The following is a 16,776-nucleotide window of genomic DNA, read 5'->3' as shown; positions in this document are numbered from 1 at the left end:
CAGACAACCCGCCGAACGGCAAAGGCTGTGCCGCCCTTGAAGAGATTAGTGGTCCGGGTGTGGTCGTGGGCATTTGAAAATCAGATAGTCGTACGACAACGCATGTCGTTACGAACACTTGAACGGTAGGAGCGAGCCTGCTCGCGATGGTCGTGAACGAAAACGCGTGTTATCTGGATAAACGCGGTGTTCTGGAGTCCATCGTCGGAACGCCGCCCGGAGCCGGCTCGCTCCTACAAATTTTGAGGGGGCTTATTTGACCAGCCGTTTTTCCTTGGACGGCCTGTACCCGAAATACGAGCTGTAGCACTTGCTGAAATGACTCGGTGACACAAAACCACAGGCCACCAGCACATCCACCTGGGACAGTTCCGTGTGCTGCAGCAGGCGTCGCGCTTCGGTAATGCGCAATTCCATGTAATAGCGCTGAGGCGTGGTGCCGAGCTGTTCCTTGAACAGACGCTCGAGCTGGCGGCGAGAACGGCCTGCGTAGACGGCCAATTGCTCCAACTCCAGAGGCTCTTCGAGGTTGGCGTCCATCAGCTTCACCACCTCGCGCAAGGGTGCGCTCACGCAGACATTTTCCGTCGGTTTGATCCGCCGGTAACGCGACTCTTCGAACGCGAGGATGTCCTCGATCCCTTCGACAAGAGCCTTGTCGTGCAAGCTCTTGATCCAGTCCAGCGCCATGTGGAACGCGCCCGAAGGACTGGACGCCGTGAGCCGGTCTCGATCAATGACAAAAGGCTCGCTGGTGACATGCGCCGCTTTCGCCACTTCCGCGAGCGCGGGGCGATGTTCGGGATGAATCGCGCAGCGATAGCCGTCGAGCAAGCCGGCACTCCCGAGGAACCAGGCGCCATTCCACAATCCGGCCAGGCTCACGCCATGGTCGGCGGCCGCTCTCAACAGACTGGTCAACTCGTCAGAGGCCTTCAGCTCGGTCCTGTAGCCACCGCAAATGACCAACAGATCGAGGTCGTGCACGACGGAGCAATCAATGCGCGCATCCGGCCGGATGACCAGCCCCAGATCGCTGATTACCTCCCCGTCGTGCAAGCCGAACGTGCGCGACGAGAACAGTTTTGGCCGTAGCAGATTCGCCGTGATGATCGTATCCAGTGCCTGCGTAAATGCCGGCAGCGAAAAATGTTCGAGCAGCAAAAAGCCTGTCCGTGTCAGTTGAACAGGCTCGTCGGGGTTGTCGTTCAGATAGCGAAGATTTTTCCCCTTCATGCCTCCGCTAAATTGGCGTCGTTCGATCAAAGTTTTAGGCACTCGGTTACGGCGTAGATAAAACCTAATGCTACCTGCTGACGCTCAAAACACCCTAGCGCCATTTACACCTCTTCACGCCAACTGAAAGCCATGACGAAGCGGGTCCTTGTCATCGACAAAAATGGTGTTGTGCCCGGTAATCTGCGCCCAGCCACCGATGCTGGGGCGAATGCCGTCGAAAGGGCCGACTTTCTCCGCAGACTCGACTTTGCCTTCGAAGATCGTGCCGATCAGGCTCTCATTGCGGAACGTCTCGCCCACGTGCAACCGGCCCTTCCCCACCAGTTGCGCCATCCGCGCCGACGTCCCGGTGCCGCCGGGAGAGCGGTCAATCGCCTTGTCGCCGTAAAACACCGCGCTGCGGCCATCGGCGGCGGTGCCGTGTTCGTCGTCGCACCAGATGACATGGTGAACGCCACTGATCCGGCTGTTTTCGGGATGCACGGGATCACACACGCCTGCCAATGCCGAGCGAAGTTTCTGACTCAGGCTGACGATGTCTGCGGTCGTCATCCCCGTCAGGCCGGCCCAACTTTCTTGAGGTTCAACCACCGCATAGAAATTGCCGCCATAAGCAATGTCGACGGTGAAGGTTCCAACGCCCGGCACCTCGACCACCACGTCGGCGCTGTGCAGGTAGCTGGCCACGTTGAACAGTCGGATCGAGTCCACGTATTCGCCGCTCATGACGTAATCGACATCGACGCGCCCGGCCGGTGTTTCGATGGCCAGCCGGCCCGGTTCGCGCGGCGTGACCAGCCCCTCTTCGATCACCACGGTGGACAACCCGATCGTACCCGCCCCGCACATTGGCAGGCAGCCGCTGACTTCGATGAACAACGCACCAAAATCGCAATCGTCGCGGTTCGACGGGTAGATGATCACGCCGGACATGATGTCGTGCCCACGGGGTTCGAACATCAGCGCGGTGCGAACCCAGTCATGGTCACGCACGAAAATCTCACGGCGTTCGGCCATCGAAACGGACGGCAGCAGAGGCCCGCCGCCAGTCACGACCCGCACCGGGTTCCCGCACGCATGGGAGTCGACACAAAAAAAGCTACGTCTCATTCTGAAGTTCTCTCAAAGAAGTGCGCGTGGGGAGTGACGCTGCAACGCGCCGCGTGTCAGCCGGTCCAGCAACAGAGCCACCGCGACGATCGCCAGACCGGCGCGCAGCCCCAGGCCCATCTCCATTCTGGAAAGACCTCGTGTCACTTCTGCACCGAGTCCACCGGCACCGACCAGGCCCGCCAACACCACCATTGCCAGGGACATGAGGATGCATTGGTTGAGCCCGACCAACAGCGTCGGCGCGGCGGTCGGCAGTTCGATCTTGAACAGAATGTCCCGGGGTGAAGCGCCGGACGCCTGGCCCAGTTCCAGCAGGTCTTTCGGCAACTGTTTGAACGCCAGGGTGGTCAGCCTGAGCATCGGCGGAATGCCGTAGACGATGGTCGCGATAATCGCCGGCACTCGCCCGAGGCTGAACAGCATCACGGCGGGAATCAGGTAAACCCACGGTGGCACGGTTTGCATGATGTTGAGGATCGGCAGGAAGGCTTCATCCACGCGTTTTACCCGTGCCGCCAATACACCGAGCGGAAAGGCGATGGCCACCGAGATCAACACCGCCACCGAGACCAGCGCGATGGTTTGCATGGAGGCCGCCCAAAGGCCGGCGAACAGGCAAAACGCCAACATCAAGGCGGCAAATACCGCGACGCGTTTGTTGGCGAAAAAGAACGCGCCGACCACGACGATGGCGATGAACAGATAAGGATGCGGCGCCAGCAACGCGGACTCCACCGCGCCCAGCACCGCCTCGATGACTTGGCTGATGCCTTTGAACACACCGTGCAGATTGGCGTTCAGCCAATCGACTGCGGGCGCCAGGAATTCACCCGGGGAAAATTGCAGTTCTGAGGCACTCATTGGCTTTCTCCCATCCGCGAGCGGGCAGCGTGCTGCGCCAACCGATCCAGAATCATGGTCAGAATGACGATGGCGATGGCCGCGTTGATCGACTTGGCGATATCCAGTGTGCGAACGGCGCCGTAGATCGACTCACCCAGCCCGCCGGAGCCGACGATGCCGGCGATAACCACCATGCCGAACGCCATCATCAAGCTCTGGTTCACCCCGGCCATGATGCTGGGCTTGGCGAACGGCAGGCGAATCTTGAAAAACATTTGCCAGCCCGTGACACCACTGGCATCGCCCAGCTCGATGAACTCTCGCGGGGTCATCCGAATCCCCAGGGATGTCAGGCGTATCGCCGGCGGCACGGCCACGATAAAAGTCGCCAGCAGTGCGGTGGCCGGGCCGTAGCCCAGCAGCGCGATGGCCGGCAACAGGTAGATGTAGGGCGGCATGGTCTGGATCAGGTCCAGCACCGGATCGACCACGCGATCAACCGACGGCGCGAGGCCGGCCAGCACGCCCAGTGGAATCGCGACCACCAGCGCCAGTACGGTGGCCGTCAGCACCAGCGCAAGCGTGCTGACCGTCTCTGGCCACAAGCCGATCACGTCGCAGAACACCAGCGCGAGGCCCGCGAGAATCGCGAACCGGGCGCCCACCACCCGCCATCCGATCAGGGCGATGGCCAGCGCGACGAGGTAATACGGCGGATAGGCAATGCACCAAAGCACACTTTTATAAACGCCCGTCAGCAGTGCATTGACGCCGTCGAACAAAAACTCGCCATGGTCCGAGAGCCATTCCAGACTCGAGTCGATGGTCGCGTCGAATTGATCGGAAAAGTCCGGAATGCTCATGTCGATGCCTCCAGAACGGTGTCGGTTGTTGAGGCCGAGAATTCATTCGGAATGCCCTGAACGCCGCGAAGCAAATCGCGCGGCGTAATGATGCCCACCACCACGCCGTTGTCGATGACTGCCAGCGCGTCGCGCTCGGACTTCATCGTCAATCCGATCAGTTCGTTGATGTCTGCGCCCAGCGAAGTCTTGCTCAGCCTGGAAATGTCGCATCCCGGGTTTGCGACCTTGAAAGGCTCGACCGGCGTCATGACCGAGTGAGCCTTGACCAGGTGCAGCCGGGAAATACCTGCCACAAATTCCGCGACATAATCGTCCGCCGGGTTAAGCACGATTTCCTCGGCGGTGCCGACCTGGATGATCACGCCATCCTTCATGATCGCGATGCGATCACCGATGCGGATGGCCTCATCCAGATCGTGAGTAATGAAGACCGCCGACTTGCCAAGCTCCTTGGTCAGCTGGCGAAACTCGTCCTGCAACTGCCGGCGAATCAATGGATCAAGCGCACTGAACGGCTCATCCATCAAAATCACTTCAGGGTCGGCGGTAATCGCACGGGCCAGGCCGACACGTTGCTGCATGCCGCCAGACAACTCCGTGGGGTAACGCGATGACCATTCGCTCAGCCCCACTTTGGCCAGTGCCTGCTCGGCCACTTTGTACCGCTCAGCCTTGCCGACGCCCTGCACTTCCAGACCGAATGCCGTGTTCTCCAGCACCGTCCGATTGGGCAACAACGCCACACTCTGGAAGACCATGCCAATGTGACGCGCCCTCACCTCTCGAAGCTGCGCCGGTGTCAGGGAAGACAGGTCCTTGCCTTTGACCAGCACTTTGCCTGAGCTCGGTGTGATCAGTTTGTTGAGGAGCCTGATCAAGGTGGATTTGCCACTGCCGGACAAGCCCATGATGCAGAAGATTTCGCCTCTTCGAACCTGGAGGCTGACGTCGGAGACCCCGACCACACAGCCGTAGTTTTGCAGGATCTGAGTCTTGGTCAGCCCTTGCTGAGTGACAGCGTTCATCGCTGCCGGTGCGGCTTTCCCGAAGATTTTCCAGACTGACTGGCAATCTATCAGCACTTCGTTAGTGTCTATTTTGGCCGTTGTCATTTTCGTAACCCGTGAACCAGTTTTCTGGTTTCTCTAATGAATCAAAGGGCGGCAGTGGCGTAAGGCATCAGCAATCAGTTCTTGATATTTTCCCAGCGCTTTAGCAGCTCGCTGTGGCTATCGGTCCAGCCCTTGATGGCCTGTTCCATGGTCTTGCCATCTTTGACTTCGGCGTTCATCGCGGTGATGTCGGCGATTGGCACGTACACGCTCGCCATCAGTTCACGCGCACGCGGATTGCTTTCAGCGAAGCCTTTGTGGCCGATCCAGTAGTAGCCTTGCAGCGGCGGGAAAATGCCTTTTGGATCTTTCAGGAATTTGAGATCGAATTTCTTGGTCATCCAGGACGGATCCCAAACGGTGACGACCACCGGCTCTTTACGGTCGACTGCCGATTTCAACGCCGCCGTCATTGCCGTGGTACTGCCTTCCACCAGTTTCAGCTTGAGGTCATAGGCTTTAACCACATTGGTCGCATCGTTCATCAGGCCGGAACCCGGTTCGATACCGATGATCTTGCCGCCCAGTTTTTCCGAATTGGCGTTCAACTGGTCGATGGAATCGATGTCGACATAACTCGGTACCGCAAGCCCTTGGTAGAGGCCAAACGAAACCGGCGAGAGTTTCTCGATTTTGTTCTTGTTTTTGTTCCAGTAATCGTTTGCCGCGTAGTCCGTTTGCGACGCCAGCACTTGAACATCACCTTTGCTTAATGCCGCATAAGCGATGCCCCACTCGGAGAACTCTACAACTTTTACGGTATAACCAGAGTCTTCAAGCACCTTCTTGGTAATACCTGTAATTGGCGTCAAGTCCTCCCACGTCATAGTACCCATGGTGATATTTTTTTCTTCGGCGTGAACTGGCAAACACATAACGCCGGCCACAGCGACAGCGCAGACTGCCTTCCAAATCTTTTTCATGGCGTGCTCCGATCTACGGTTAAAACTAGAGATTAGGCCTTTATGAAATAAAAGCCGGTGGTTTGAAACTATTCAGCCTTCTCGCCCTGCTCTGAGCGCCTGCCAGCGAATAACCGAGTTGACACCCAACATCGTCAATATCTTTGGTGGAAGCCGGCTAGGCCCTGGCAGTTGACTGAAACTTTGCAAAACCTGTGAATGGTGACCGCTGGCCAACTCGGCAGCCATCACGCCTGCCAATGTGCTTTTAACCGTGCCCAGCCCGTTTTCGCAGCAAGCGGAATAGAGGTTTTCCTCGATTTCGCCAAAGGCGGGCGCGCTGTTACGACTCAGGCAAAGCCGCCCTGCCCAGCTGAATTCCAGCGGCGTCGATTTCAACTCCGGGAAACGCGCATCCAGAGAGTGCCGTTGTTCTTCGGCCACCGCCGCGACACGCATCGGTGTGACTTGAATACTCGGGTCATAGGTAAACTTGGTGCGGATAACAATCCGCGAAAGTCCATTAGAAGTTATCTTGCGAACTGTCGCGCCCATCGGGTCCGCTGGCAATAAGGCCCAACGATCTTTACCGGTAACCGGCCTTGAAAACTCATCATGACTATAAGCAGCCGTCATTGAGGCGTAAGTAAAGACATGCAGCAACCGGCCTTGAAAGTGACCGAAGTCTTCAATATGGCCATTGACCGCAAGAATGACTTTAGGCGCACTAACGGAACCACGATGAGACTTCGCCTTCCAGCCAACTCCCGCCCGGGACAATTCCACAATCGGTGAACGCTCATACAGTTCAATCTGCCGATCAAGTCCGTTTGCAAGATCCCGAATATATTGCGCTGGCTGAATCATCACTGCACCAGGCGTATACAGCCCGTTGTGGTAATAAGTGGAACCGGTGATGTCTCGCATCTGCGCGGCGTCCAGCACTTCAAACCGCTCGCCAATGCCCTTTAACGATTTTGCATAGTTGTCATTGAGTTTCATCCCCCGCTCGGTGGCGGCGGCGTTGATCTTGCCGGAAGGGTCGAACGTCTGCGCAGACATGCCATATTCACGAGCAGCGTCGGCGGCAAACGCAATGGCAAAACGGTTCTGGGCAATTTCCAGTGCCGTTGCCGACTCACCGCCCACCGAATACTCCCCGGATGAAAGGCTGTGCGGCACATCGATCATGAACCCCGAGTTCCTGCCCGCCGGCCCCTTGGCGATTTCATGGGCATCCACCACCGCGATGCGGCAGCCCGGATGCAGTTGAGCCAGCCTGCGAGCCGCAGACAGCCCGGCAAAACCCGCACCGATGATCAGCCAGTCCGCCGTGACGTTGCCATCAAGCAGGCGAACAGGCGCAGTGCGTACGGAAATTGCCTCCCAACCTGAAACCCCGGTGTCTACCGGAAGGCGCTTGATGGTATGGGTGCTCATTTTTCGTTCTCTTCATCCGACCGATCAGACACATCGATCCAGATGGTTTTGATTTCGGTGTATTGATCGTGGGCAAAAATCGATTTGTCCCGACCGCCGAACCCGGACTCCTTGTAGCCGCCAAACGGCGTGGAAGCATCGCCCTCGCCGAAGCAGTTCACGGTGACGATCCCGGCGCGAATCTCCCTCGCCAACTTGATGGCACGACGCAAACTGCCGGTGTAAACCGAGGCGGCCAGGCCGTACACCGTGTCATTGGCCAGGGCAATGGCTTCAGAAATCGAGCTGAACGTGGTGACCGACAGAATCGGACCGAAGATCTCTTCCTGGAACAACCGACTCTCTGGCGCAACACCGTCAATCACGGTCGGCTCGACGAACGCACCGTCTTCGGTACCACCGCCGTACACAACATCAAGTTTGCCGGCGCTGGCATGCTCAAGGTACGACTTCACTTTCGCGAAATGTTCGGGGCTGACCAACGCGCCGACGCGGTTTTGCGGGTCGAGTGGATCGCCCATTTTCCATTCGCGGATGTAGGCGCCCATGCGTTCCAGCAGTTCATCTTTCACAGACGCGTGGACGATCAGCCGCGAGGTTGCGGAGCAGTTTTCGCCCATGTTCCAGAACGCGCCGTTGACGACATGCTGAGCGACGAGGTCGAGGTTTTGCGCATCGTCCATCACCACGGCCGGGTTTTTCCCGCCGCACTCGAGAACGATGCGTTTCAGGTTCGAATCGGCTGCGTAGTGCAGGAAACGGCGGCCGGTCGCAGTGGAACCGGTGAAGCTCACCATGTCGACGTCGTGATGCAGGCCGATCGGCTCGCCGACTTCTTTCCCGGTGCCGGTGACAATGTTGAGCACACCAGCAGGGACGCCCGCCTCGAACGCGAGTTGCGCCACACGCAGCGTCGTCAGCGTGGTCTGCTCGGCGGGTTTGACGATCACCGAACAGCCTGCGGCGAGTGCCGGGCCGATTTTCCAGGCCAGCATCAGCAGCGGGAAGTTCCAGGGCAGCACGCAGCCCACCACCCCGATGGGTTCACGCACGACCATGGTCAGCGCGTCACTGCCCACAGGGGCGGTGTTGTCATAAATCTTGTCGATCAACTCGGCGTGCCAGCGCAGCGTATGAATGGTGTCCGGCACATCGACCAACTGGCACTCGCTGACTGGCTTGCCGCTGTCGAGACTCTCAAGGACCGCCAGTTCGTGGCTATGCCGTTCGAGCAAATCGGCAAACTTCAACAGGACGGTTTTGCGCTCTTTTGGAGAAATGGATCTCCAGCGGCCATCCTCAAACGCTTCCTTGGCGTTGCTGACCGCGAGATCGACATCTGCCGACGCGCAAGCGGCGACGTCCGCCAGAAACTCACCGGTCGCCGGATTGTTCGTGGCGAAGGTTTTGCCCGAGATTGCGGGTTTGAACGCGCCGTTGATGAAGGCATTGCAGGGGAACGAAATGTCTTTGGCGATGGCGGCGTATTCGGCCTTGGTCAGGAGATCACCCATGGCTGGCTCCTGATGTGATGCGTGCAACGTCGCGCTTCACATTGGCAATGATGGTTTGCAGGCTTTGCTTTTCTTCCAGGTCGAGAGGTTGCAGCGGCAAGCGCACGTCCCCTACTTTCAGCCCGGCCAGTTCACAACCGTATTTGATCGACTGCACAAACTTGCCGCCGTCCAGGGCATTCATCAGCGGCATCATCGCCGACATGATCCGGCGGCCCTTGTCGAAGTCCTTTTCGAGCACACAGGCTTCATAAAGCGCCACGTGTTCGGTTGGCAGGAAGTTGGAGCCGGCACACACCCAGCTTCGGGCGCCCCAGGCAAAAAACTCCAGTGCCTGATCATCCCAACCGCAGGACAGCGCGATGTTCGGGAACTCACGGGCCAGCAGATGAACGCGGCCCATGTCGCCGGAGCTTTCCTTGATGGCAACTACATTTTTGGAGGCGCTCACACGGGTGAGGTAATCCTCGTCCATCGAAACGGACATGCGGCCGGGGTAGTTGTAAAGCATGATCGGCAGGTCGGCAGCGCGATCGATGGTCAGCGCGTGAATCGCGTTTTCCTGGGAAGTCGGCAGCGCGTACGGCGGGCTGGTGACGAGAATGGCGTCCGCTTTGATCGCTTTGGCATCCTTGGCGTATTGCACCGAATCTTCGGTACGAATGGCCCCGGTGCTGACGATCAACTGGACCCGGCTGCCGATGACATCCTTGGCATAAGCGGCAAGCTCGGTACGCTCTTCCGAGGTCTGCGCATAATATTCGCCGGTCGAGCCGCCGATGATAATGCCGTGCACTTTCGCCTCGATCAGCGACTCCAGTACTTCGGAGTACACGCTCCAGTCTATTTCCCCATCCGGTTTATGAGGTGTCACTGCGGGTGTGTAGATGCCTTCAAATTTCAAGATGATTTCTCCGGAAATGAATTGCGTGGAAGATCAACGAGCGCGTCCGCCTTGATGCCTTGGGGCGCGATAAAAATCTCCATGTTTTCCCGGGACAGTTCCCAGTGTTCAAACACGAGATCGACTACTGCGGATTCATCGCGGCGTTCAATCGCCTCGATAAACAAATCGTGGTGCCCCGCCGACAGCTCAAGACGCTCTTCCATGTCCTCGTTTTGAGGCCGGAAAAAGGTATTGCCGATACGGGAGTGATCAATCAGCAATCTTTCCAGGCTGGGCTGGAGGTATTGATTGCCGGCCATTTCGCCCATGATCGCGTGGAAACGGTTGTTCTCGACGACCATGGCCAGCGCATCCCTTGAGGTGGTGGCGATGCGGAACCGATGCTGCGTGTCCTTCAAGTCGACCAGTTGGCGCGGCTTGTAGTTTTGAACGGCCAGACGGCCAACGGCTGCGTAAATCATCGGTGCGACGAGGAAGAAATTGCGCAGGGTCGAGTGATTCATTGGAATCACCCGGGCACCGCGGTTTTCCCGAATGTCGACATAACCTTCACCGGCCAGGCGTCGGAATACTTCCCGGACCGGCGTGCGGGACAAGCCATATCGCTCGCTGAGAATGACCTCATCCAGCGCTTCGTCAGGGTCCAGTTCCATCGTCAGGATTTGACGTTTCAGATCTTCGTAAAGACTGGTTTTGCCGTTTTTCACAACGACCTCCAAGGGCAGTTTTGCGGTCAGGTGCGGCTGACTGATGAGTCGAGACTCGCACGGGTTTTTGGGTCGGTCAATAGATTGTATTTCTTGTGTATACATAGAAAACACAGGAAAAACACAACGCAATTTCGAATAATTTCTTTTTAATTCATTTAGTTATGCGTTCACCTCAAAAATGAACTAGTCGGTTACAGAAAAGAAACACGTCGTTTTTGGAATGCTTATTTCTAGATCATTCCATCATAAAGCTTATTGCCAAGCGCACTTTGGCAGCAGCCCGGTTGACCCGTAGCGACATGGCGCAAGGCGTTTGCGACACGGCTTTGCGAGCACTTCCCGGCGAGCAACGGAACGAGCGATAGTGTGTCGCCGGTTGAGCGGCTCCGTTCTCCTTCAGGATCGACCAAGATGGGCAGTGAAGAAACCAGTAAGAAGGTCAAGGGTTACCGCCGACTGATACCGTCCATGACGGCCTTGATGGAATTCGAGGCCGTTGCGCGGTTGAGCAGCTTCACGCTGGCGGCGCAAGAATTGGGCGTGACCCAGGCGGCCGTCAGCAAGCAGGTCAAATACCTGGAGGAAACCCTCGGCACCCGTCTGTTTCATCGACTGCACCGGGCGATCAAACTGACCAGCGAAGGCTACGTGCTGTATTCGGTGGTCGCCGAATCCATGCAGCGCATGGCGAACGTGTTCGACAAGATTTCCGAGGGGATTCCCGAGCAGGAACTGGTGCTCGCCTGCACCGCGGCGTTTTCACACCTGCGCATCCTGCCCCGGCTGGCTGCATTGCGCCTGTCGCAACCCAAGCTGCAATTGCGCCTGATCACCCAAGTCCACAATCCGGACGTGCACCGACAGGACGTCGACATCGCCGTGCGCTTCGGCAATGGAAAATGGGAAGACGGCACGGCTATTTTCCTGTTTGACGAAGAAGTGTTCCCTGTGTGTTCCCCCGCCTGGCTGACCACGCACCCTGCCCCGCTGTCGGTCAACGACTTCCTGCACATTGACCTGATCGATTCGGACACCACGCTCGAAGGCTGGATGACGTGGAACAGCTGGTTCAAGGAGCTGGGCGAGAGTCGTCCCAAGGTGAATTACTGCCTGCGCTGCAGCAGTTACAACGACACGGTGCAGGCCGCGTTGCAGGGCTATGGCGTCGCGCTGGGCTGGAACCGTTTGTTGCGTCCGCTATTGCTGAGCGGCGAATTGGTGCGGATTACTGACTACGCGGTGAAACCGAAAGATGCCTATTACCTGATTGTTCCGAACGGCCGGGAAATAACCCCGCTGGTGAACGCCATCGTCGATTGGTTACGGGATGAGTCGCTACTTTCACACTAAGGTCAGTTGTCGATTCTTCGCATAACTTTTAGCTATGCGAGGGTGAAATTAAAGCGCATTGACGCAAATCCGGACCATTTTGATACTTGCCTCACCGTCACTTGCTGACGATTCAACATCGCCCCCGTGAGGCAACAGATGACAACTACTGTCGCGAAATCCCAACAAGAACTGGTGACTGCACGCACCCCAGGCCATGGCATGCATGGCGCGTTGTTCGGGCGTCAGGACATTTTCGACAGCGACGTCGATATCTTTTTCACCCGGCACTGGATTCTGGTCGGCGTGACGGCGGACATCCCGGAGCCTGGGGATGTTTCGACCATAGACATCGGCAAATCCTCGATCATCCTCGTGCGTGATGACGACGAGCAGGTGCAGGCGTTTCGCAACGTTTGCCGCCATCGCGGGGCACGCCTGAAACAGGCCGGCAAATCAACGGTGGGCATGCTTGTGTGCCCGTATCACCAGTGGACCTACGACCTTGATGGCAGCCTCAAGCACGCCGCTCACATGGGCAAGGATTTCGATCCGACCTGCAAAAGCCTGATTCGTGTTCATACGAAAGTGGTCGGCACTCATGTGTTTGTCTGCCTGGGTGACCAACCACCGGAAGACATCGCCTATCTGGAACAAACCATGGCGCCCCGGCTGGCGCCCTACAACCTCACGTATTCGAAGATTGCTTATGAAGCAGAGATCATTGAAGACGGTAACTGGAAGTTGGTCATCGAAAACAATCGCGAGTGTTATCACTGCTCTGCGACGCACCCTGAATTAACCGCCTCATTCCTGCCGGAGGATTTTGGGTTCTGCGCCGAAGGTCTGAGTGAGGAATCGCTGCAAGCGCTGGATGAGTATGAAGAACGCAATGCGGCGGCCAAACGCAGTTGGGAACGTGACGGGTTTATCTGCGACGCAGTGGAACACCTGGACACAGACGCGGTGACCCAGTTCCGCACGCAACGGCTGGTCATTGCCGGCAATGGCGAATCGCAAACGCTCGACACTCGGGTGGCCTGCACACGGCTGTTTGGTGACCTGACCCGCCGCGATCTCGGCGACGTGCACCTGTGGACTCATAACTCCTGGACGCATGTGATGAGCGATCACGCCGTCATTTCATACATCATCCCGCTCGCGCCCGACAAGACGTTGGTGCGCACCAAATGGCTGGTCCATGCCGACGCCATCGAGGGCGTGGATTACGACATCGAAAAACTGACCGAGGTCTGGAAAGCCACCAATCAGCAGGACGCCAACCTTGTCGCGATCACCCACAGCGGTACGCAAGATCCCGGCTACTCGCCTGGCCCCTTCTCGGCATTTACCGAATCCTACGTGGATCAATTTTCTCGCTGGTACGCCGCGCGGCTTGCCGCACAGGGAGTGTGAGCAATGACCATGACCCTCCTTGAAAAGCCACCGGTTACAGCGAGCGCCGTGTCTGCACCGAACGTATTTGCCCATCCGGACACGTGGGCCACCTACGGTGCGCAGTGGAACAGTGGCGAGCAAAAAGCGCTGCACTGTTGCGCCGTACGCGACGAAACCCACGACGTAAAAACCTTTACCTTTCGAAGTGCGGATTTCAGCGCCATCAGTTTTGAGCCAGGGCAGTTCATTACTGTATCGCCGGCCATCTCGGGGCAACGCGTGTCGCGCTGCTACACGTTGTCATCGTCGCCCACCCGCCCCTTTGCGCTGTCGATCACGGTCAAGCGTGTTCCCGGCGGGACCGTATCGAACTGGCTGCACGATCACTTGCGCGAAGGCGACAGGCTGCTTGCCTCAGGCCCTGCGGGCAGCTTCACACCGATAGGCCGTCCAGCCGACAAGCTGCTTTATCTATCGGCGGGCTCCGGCGTGACACCGCTGATGTCCATGACCCGTGCGGGTTTCGACCTGGCAGCCCGACTGGATATCGTCTTCGTGCACAGTGCTCGAACCCCCGACGATATTATTTTCCATGAAGAACTGACACGGATGCAGGCCTGCATGCCGGGACTTCGTGTCGTGAATATCTGCGAAGGACACGGCGACAGCACGGATTGGGCCGGGCAGATTGGCCGCCTGGATCTGGCCTTGCTCAGCGAACAGGTGCCGGACTTCAAGGAGCGGGAAGTGTTCACTTGTGGGCCGCAAGGCTACATGAGCGCGGTCAAGTCGCTACTCAAACAGGGAAACTTTGATTTCCAGCACTATCACCAGGAAAGCTTCGATATCACGGCGCTGGATGAGGCCCCTCTGATCGAAACGGCCTGCGTCCTCGATCAGCCGGAGAGCCTGTTTACGATCACGCTGTCCCGCTCCGGTAAAACCTTCAGCATGCCGGGCAACCAGACCGTGCTGACCGCAGCGAAGAAGGCCGGCGCCATCATCCCCTCCTCTTGCAGCCAAGGGGTCTGCGGCACCTGTAAAACGGCGGTGCTGCAAGGCACGGTGGCGATGAACCACAACGGCGGCATTCGCCAGCGTGAAATCGACAAGGGATTGCGCCTGCTGTGCTGCAGTAAGCCAACGTCAGACCTGGTCATCGATTTGTAGGGTCCATCAGAACGCTCAATGTGGTCTACGCTCCAGCCTTGGGTACCTTGTTCTGCCCCGGGCGACGTGCGTTTTCGGCACGGTGGTTTGCAGCGGATGCGGTACGCAACTCTCCATGCATCCTTCCGGGAAAACCACATGATCCGCACCCTGCTGACTGCTTCTTTGCTGCTTGCGCTAAGCCTGCCCGCCCATGCCGGCGTCACGCCATTCCCCACTTCGTTCCGCACCCAGGACATCGCCGTGGAAGGCGCGAAAATCCACGTGCGCGTCGGCGGCAAAGGGCCTGCCGTGGTGCTGCTGCATGGCTTCGGCGACACCGGCGACATGTGGGCGCCTCTCGCTGCCGACCTGGCCAAGGACCACACGGTCGTGGTGCCGGACCTGCGCGGCATGGGCTTGTCGTCGATCCCGGACGGCGGCTACGACAAGAAGACGCAAGCGGGCGACATACGCGCGGTGCTGGCAGCCTTGAAGATCGACCACTCGGTGGTCATCGGCCACGACATCGGCACCATGGTCGCCTTCGCCTACGCCTCACGTTATCCGCAGCAAACCGATCGCCTGGTGGTGATGGATGCGCCCGTACCGGGCATTCCGCCGTGGAACGAGATTGTGCGTTCACCGATGCTGTGGCACTTCGATTTTGGCGGTCCGGATGCCGAGCGCCTGGTGGCCGGTCGTGAGCGTATCTACCTCGACCGCTTCTGGAACGAGTTCGCCGGCGACCCAACCAAAGTGGACGAAGCCACCCGCCAGCATTACGCCAAGCTCTACGCCCGCCCCGGCGCGATGCACGCGGCGTTCGCGCAGTTCCGCAGCATTCGCCAGGACGCCGTGGACAACGAAGCATCGATGAAGACACGCCTGACCATGCCCGTGCTGGCCGTCGGCGGGGAAAAATCCTTTGGCAACAACGAAGCCATCGTCATGCGCAACGCCGCGGACAATGTCACGGAAGTGGTGATTCCGGGGGCAGGACATTGGTTGATGGAAGAGGCGCCTACGCAGACTATTCGGGCGATTCGCGACTTTTTGCAGTGACCGTCTGTGGCAGGGCAAAAACTGTCTACGGATCGTTGTCGAAGTCTGCCGCCCTGCCTGTTCGACGGACAGTCGCTCGACACTGCATCTGCCCACCACTTAAAGTGCTGCCCCCTCAACAATGGATTGCCACCAAAAATGACTGAGACCTTCCAGGGCAGTTGCCTTTGCGGCGCCATCCAATACCAACTCCGGTCACGACCCAAAGCTGTTTCGCACTGCCATTGCAGCCAATGCCGCAAAAGCCATGGCGCCGCATTTGCGAGCTACGGCAGTGTCTTGAGGGGCGACTTTGATCTGGTACAGGGTAACGACGACATCCGTTCTTACCCTTCCTCTGAATCTGTCGAGCGCCAGTTTTGCGCTCGCTGCGGCTCGTCGCTCTTCTGGTCAAATAACCAGGGCGAATACTCCGACTGGATCTCCATAGCCCTCGGTACGCTGGACACGCCCTTTACTTGCGATAAACAGAAGCATGTCGAGGTGACGTCCAAGGCTGTATGGCATGACATTCAGGATCACTGGCCGCAGTCCCGATAATCGCTTTGTGGCTCGAGAATACTCATCCGCCCCTGCATCATGCCGCTCGCTCCCCTTTCCCGTGGCACTCGTGCCAACAGTGCAGAGCCTGCTACCACGCATCAGGCATTTACACTGCCAGCCCCAGGGGAGAAACCTATCGAAATGGAAGTCATCTCATGTTTGAACGTAGCAAACTGGTTCCAGAGTTAATGGTCACCGACCTTGGTAACAGCCTGGGTTTTTGGGTGCATTGCCTTGGCTTCGAAGTAGCGTATCAACGCCCCGAAGATGGATTCGCTTACCTCGACTTGAACGGTGCTCAGGTGATGCTCGAGCAGATTGATCCGGACGCAGGCCAATGGCTTACGGCCCCCCTAACGAAGCCATTTGGAAGAGGAATCAACCTGCAGATCGACGTTGCCGCTGTCGCCCCCATCACCCAAAAACTTGACCAAGCCGGATTTCCACTCTATCGAGCATGCAAAGACACCTGGTATCGGGCTGATACCGTAGAAGTAGGCCAGCGCGAGTTCATCGTCCAGGATCCCGATGGTTATCTCGTCAGATTGGTTGAGCGGTTGGGTGAGCGGCCGGCGGCCAAAAGCTGACCTTGCAGGTCAGCTGCCTGACGACCAGTTTTCCACTGCTATGCTGATAAGACCTGTTT

16 protein-coding genes are annotated in these 16,776 nt (G+C 58.0%); 6 read left to right on the top strand and 10 right to left on the bottom strand.

Going from position 1 to position 16,776, the window contains the following annotated elements; translation table 11 throughout:
* Positions 1-252: 252 nt before the first annotated feature.
* From IB246_RS01765 to IB246_RS01720, 10 genes are all read right to left on the bottom strand, one after another.
* Positions 253-1,236, bottom strand: coding sequence for a GlxA family transcriptional regulator (locus IB246_RS01765; protein ID WP_008038798.1), 984 nt, complete (start codon positions 1,234-1,236; stop codon positions 253-255).
* A gap of 114 nt (positions 1,237-1,350) precedes the next feature.
* On the bottom strand, positions 1,351-2,349 hold the full coding sequence (locus tag IB246_RS01760; RefSeq protein WP_008038800.1) for a 4-hydroxyproline epimerase: 999 nt from the start codon (positions 2,347-2,349) through the stop codon (positions 1,351-1,353).
* Positions 2,350-2,361: 12 nt separating this feature from the next.
* Complete coding sequence (locus IB246_RS01755) at positions 2,362-3,213, bottom strand: ABC transporter permease (protein ID WP_008033394.1); 852 nt, start codon at positions 3,211-3,213, stop codon at positions 2,362-2,364.
* Complete coding sequence (locus IB246_RS01750; protein WP_008038802.1) at positions 3,210-4,058, bottom strand: ABC transporter permease; 849 nt, start codon at positions 4,056-4,058, stop codon at positions 3,210-3,212. The genes IB246_RS01755 and IB246_RS01750 overlap by 4 nt, the downstream gene beginning before the upstream one ends.
* On the bottom strand, positions 4,055-5,173 hold the full coding sequence (locus IB246_RS01745; protein ID WP_008033396.1) for a quaternary amine ABC transporter ATP-binding protein: 1,119 nt from the start codon (positions 5,171-5,173) through the stop codon (positions 4,055-4,057). The genes IB246_RS01750 and IB246_RS01745 overlap by 4 nt, the downstream gene beginning before the upstream one ends.
* Before the next feature lie 74 nt (positions 5,174-5,247).
* On the bottom strand, positions 5,248-6,096 hold the full coding sequence (locus IB246_RS01740) for a glycine betaine ABC transporter substrate-binding protein (protein ID WP_008038804.1): 849 nt from the start codon (positions 6,094-6,096) through the stop codon (positions 5,248-5,250).
* Between the two features lie 72 nt (positions 6,097-6,168).
* On the bottom strand, positions 6,169-7,515 hold the full coding sequence (locus tag IB246_RS01735; protein ID WP_008038806.1) for an NAD(P)/FAD-dependent oxidoreductase: 1,347 nt from the start codon (positions 7,513-7,515) through the stop codon (positions 6,169-6,171).
* The gene (locus tag IB246_RS01730; RefSeq protein WP_008038808.1) at positions 7,512-9,029 is read right to left on the bottom strand and encodes an aldehyde dehydrogenase; all 1,518 of its coding nucleotides are present in this window, start codon (positions 9,027-9,029) and stop codon (positions 7,512-7,514) included. Before IB246_RS01730 ends, IB246_RS01735 begins: the two co-directional genes overlap by 4 nt.
* Positions 9,022-9,933 (bottom strand): dihydrodipicolinate synthase family protein, encoded by a 912-nt coding sequence (locus IB246_RS01725; protein WP_008038810.1) that lies wholly within the window; start codon positions 9,931-9,933, stop codon positions 9,022-9,024. Before IB246_RS01725 ends, IB246_RS01730 begins: the two co-directional genes overlap by 8 nt.
* Complete coding sequence (locus IB246_RS01720) at positions 9,930-10,643, bottom strand: GntR family transcriptional regulator (RefSeq protein WP_008033405.1); 714 nt, start codon at positions 10,641-10,643, stop codon at positions 9,930-9,932. The genes IB246_RS01725 and IB246_RS01720 overlap by 4 nt, the downstream gene beginning before the upstream one ends.
* Positions 10,644-11,057: 414 nt before the next feature.
* On the opposite strand from IB246_RS01720, the gene IB246_RS01715 reads away from it, so the two are divergent.
* The 6 genes from IB246_RS01715 (at position 11,058) to IB246_RS01690 (ending at position 16,717) form a co-directional block, all read left to right on the top strand.
* Positions 11,058-11,996: a LysR substrate-binding domain-containing protein gene (locus tag IB246_RS01715; protein ID WP_008038812.1), complete on the top strand. Its 939-nt coding sequence runs from the start codon at positions 11,058-11,060 to the stop codon at positions 11,994-11,996.
* A 138-nt stretch (positions 11,997-12,134) separates the two neighbouring features.
* Positions 12,135-13,391, top strand: a complete 1,257-nt coding sequence (locus IB246_RS01710) for an aromatic ring-hydroxylating oxygenase subunit alpha (protein WP_008038814.1) — start codon at positions 12,135-12,137, stop codon at positions 13,389-13,391.
* Positions 13,392-13,394: 3 nt separating this feature from the next.
* A complete protein-coding gene (locus tag IB246_RS01705; RefSeq protein WP_192229985.1) occupies positions 13,395-14,543 on the top strand; it encodes a hybrid-cluster NAD(P)-dependent oxidoreductase in 1,149 nt (382 codons plus the stop codon).
* 138 nt (positions 14,544-14,681) lie between these two features.
* Positions 14,682-15,587, top strand: a complete 906-nt coding sequence (locus tag IB246_RS01700) for an alpha/beta fold hydrolase (RefSeq protein ID WP_008038818.1) — start codon at positions 14,682-14,684, stop codon at positions 15,585-15,587.
* A gap of 138 nt (positions 15,588-15,725) precedes the next feature.
* Positions 15,726-16,127, top strand: a complete 402-nt coding sequence (locus IB246_RS01695; protein ID WP_008033413.1) for a GFA family protein — start codon at positions 15,726-15,728, stop codon at positions 16,125-16,127.
* 158 nt (positions 16,128-16,285) lie between these two features.
* Positions 16,286-16,717, top strand: coding sequence for a bleomycin resistance protein (locus IB246_RS01690; protein ID WP_008038827.1), 432 nt, complete (start codon positions 16,286-16,288; stop codon positions 16,715-16,717).
* The last annotated feature ends 59 nt before the right edge of the window (positions 16,718-16,776 follow it).

It is taken from the genome of Pseudomonas sp. PDM01 (assembly GCF_014852325.1).
GTDB classification, from domain to species: Bacteria; Pseudomonadota; Gammaproteobacteria; order Pseudomonadales; family Pseudomonadaceae; genus Aquipseudomonas; species Aquipseudomonas migulae.
This window is presented reverse-complemented; position numbering and strand designations above follow the sequence as displayed.

What these genes read in the sequence shown, in the direction of transcription:
- IB246_RS01765 (WP_008038798.1), bottom strand. Translation starts at nt 1,236, where the DNA reads ATGAAGGGGAAAAATCTTCGCTATCTGAACGACAACCCCGACGAGCCT.
- IB246_RS01760 (WP_008038800.1), bottom strand. Translation starts at nt 2,349, where the DNA reads ATGAGACGTAGCTTTTTTTGTGTCGACTCCCATGCGTGCGGGAACCCG.
- IB246_RS01755 (WP_008033394.1), bottom strand. Translation starts at nt 3,213, where the DNA reads ATGAGTGCCTCAGAACTGCAATTTTCCCCGGGTGAATTCCTGGCGCCC.
- IB246_RS01750 (WP_008038802.1), bottom strand. Translation starts at nt 4,058, where the DNA reads ATGAGCATTCCGGACTTTTCCGATCAATTCGACGCGACCATCGACTCG.
- IB246_RS01745 (WP_008033396.1), bottom strand. Translation starts at nt 5,173, where the DNA reads ATGACAACGGCCAAAATAGACACTAACGAAGTGCTGATAGATTGCCAG.
- IB246_RS01740 (WP_008038804.1), bottom strand. Translation starts at nt 6,096, where the DNA reads ATGAAAAAGATTTGGAAGGCAGTCTGCGCTGTCGCTGTGGCCGGCGTT.
- IB246_RS01735 (WP_008038806.1), bottom strand. Translation starts at nt 7,515, where the DNA reads ATGAGCACCCATACCATCAAGCGCCTTCCGGTAGACACCGGGGTTTCA.
- IB246_RS01730 (WP_008038808.1), bottom strand. Translation starts at nt 9,029, where the DNA reads ATGGGTGATCTCCTGACCAAGGCCGAATACGCCGCCATCGCCAAAGAC.
- IB246_RS01715 (WP_008038812.1), top strand. Translation starts at nt 11,058, where the DNA reads ATGGGCAGTGAAGAAACCAGTAAGAAGGTCAAGGGTTACCGCCGACTG.
- IB246_RS01710 (WP_008038814.1), top strand. Translation starts at nt 12,135, where the DNA reads ATGACAACTACTGTCGCGAAATCCCAACAAGAACTGGTGACTGCACGC.
- IB246_RS01705 (WP_192229985.1), top strand. Translation starts at nt 13,395, where the DNA reads ATGACCATGACCCTCCTTGAAAAGCCACCGGTTACAGCGAGCGCCGTG.
- IB246_RS01700 (WP_008038818.1), top strand. Translation starts at nt 14,682, where the DNA reads ATGATCCGCACCCTGCTGACTGCTTCTTTGCTGCTTGCGCTAAGCCTG.
- IB246_RS01695 (WP_008033413.1), top strand. Translation starts at nt 15,726, where the DNA reads ATGACTGAGACCTTCCAGGGCAGTTGCCTTTGCGGCGCCATCCAATAC.
- IB246_RS01690 (WP_008038827.1), top strand. Translation starts at nt 16,286, where the DNA reads ATGTTTGAACGTAGCAAACTGGTTCCAGAGTTAATGGTCACCGACCTT.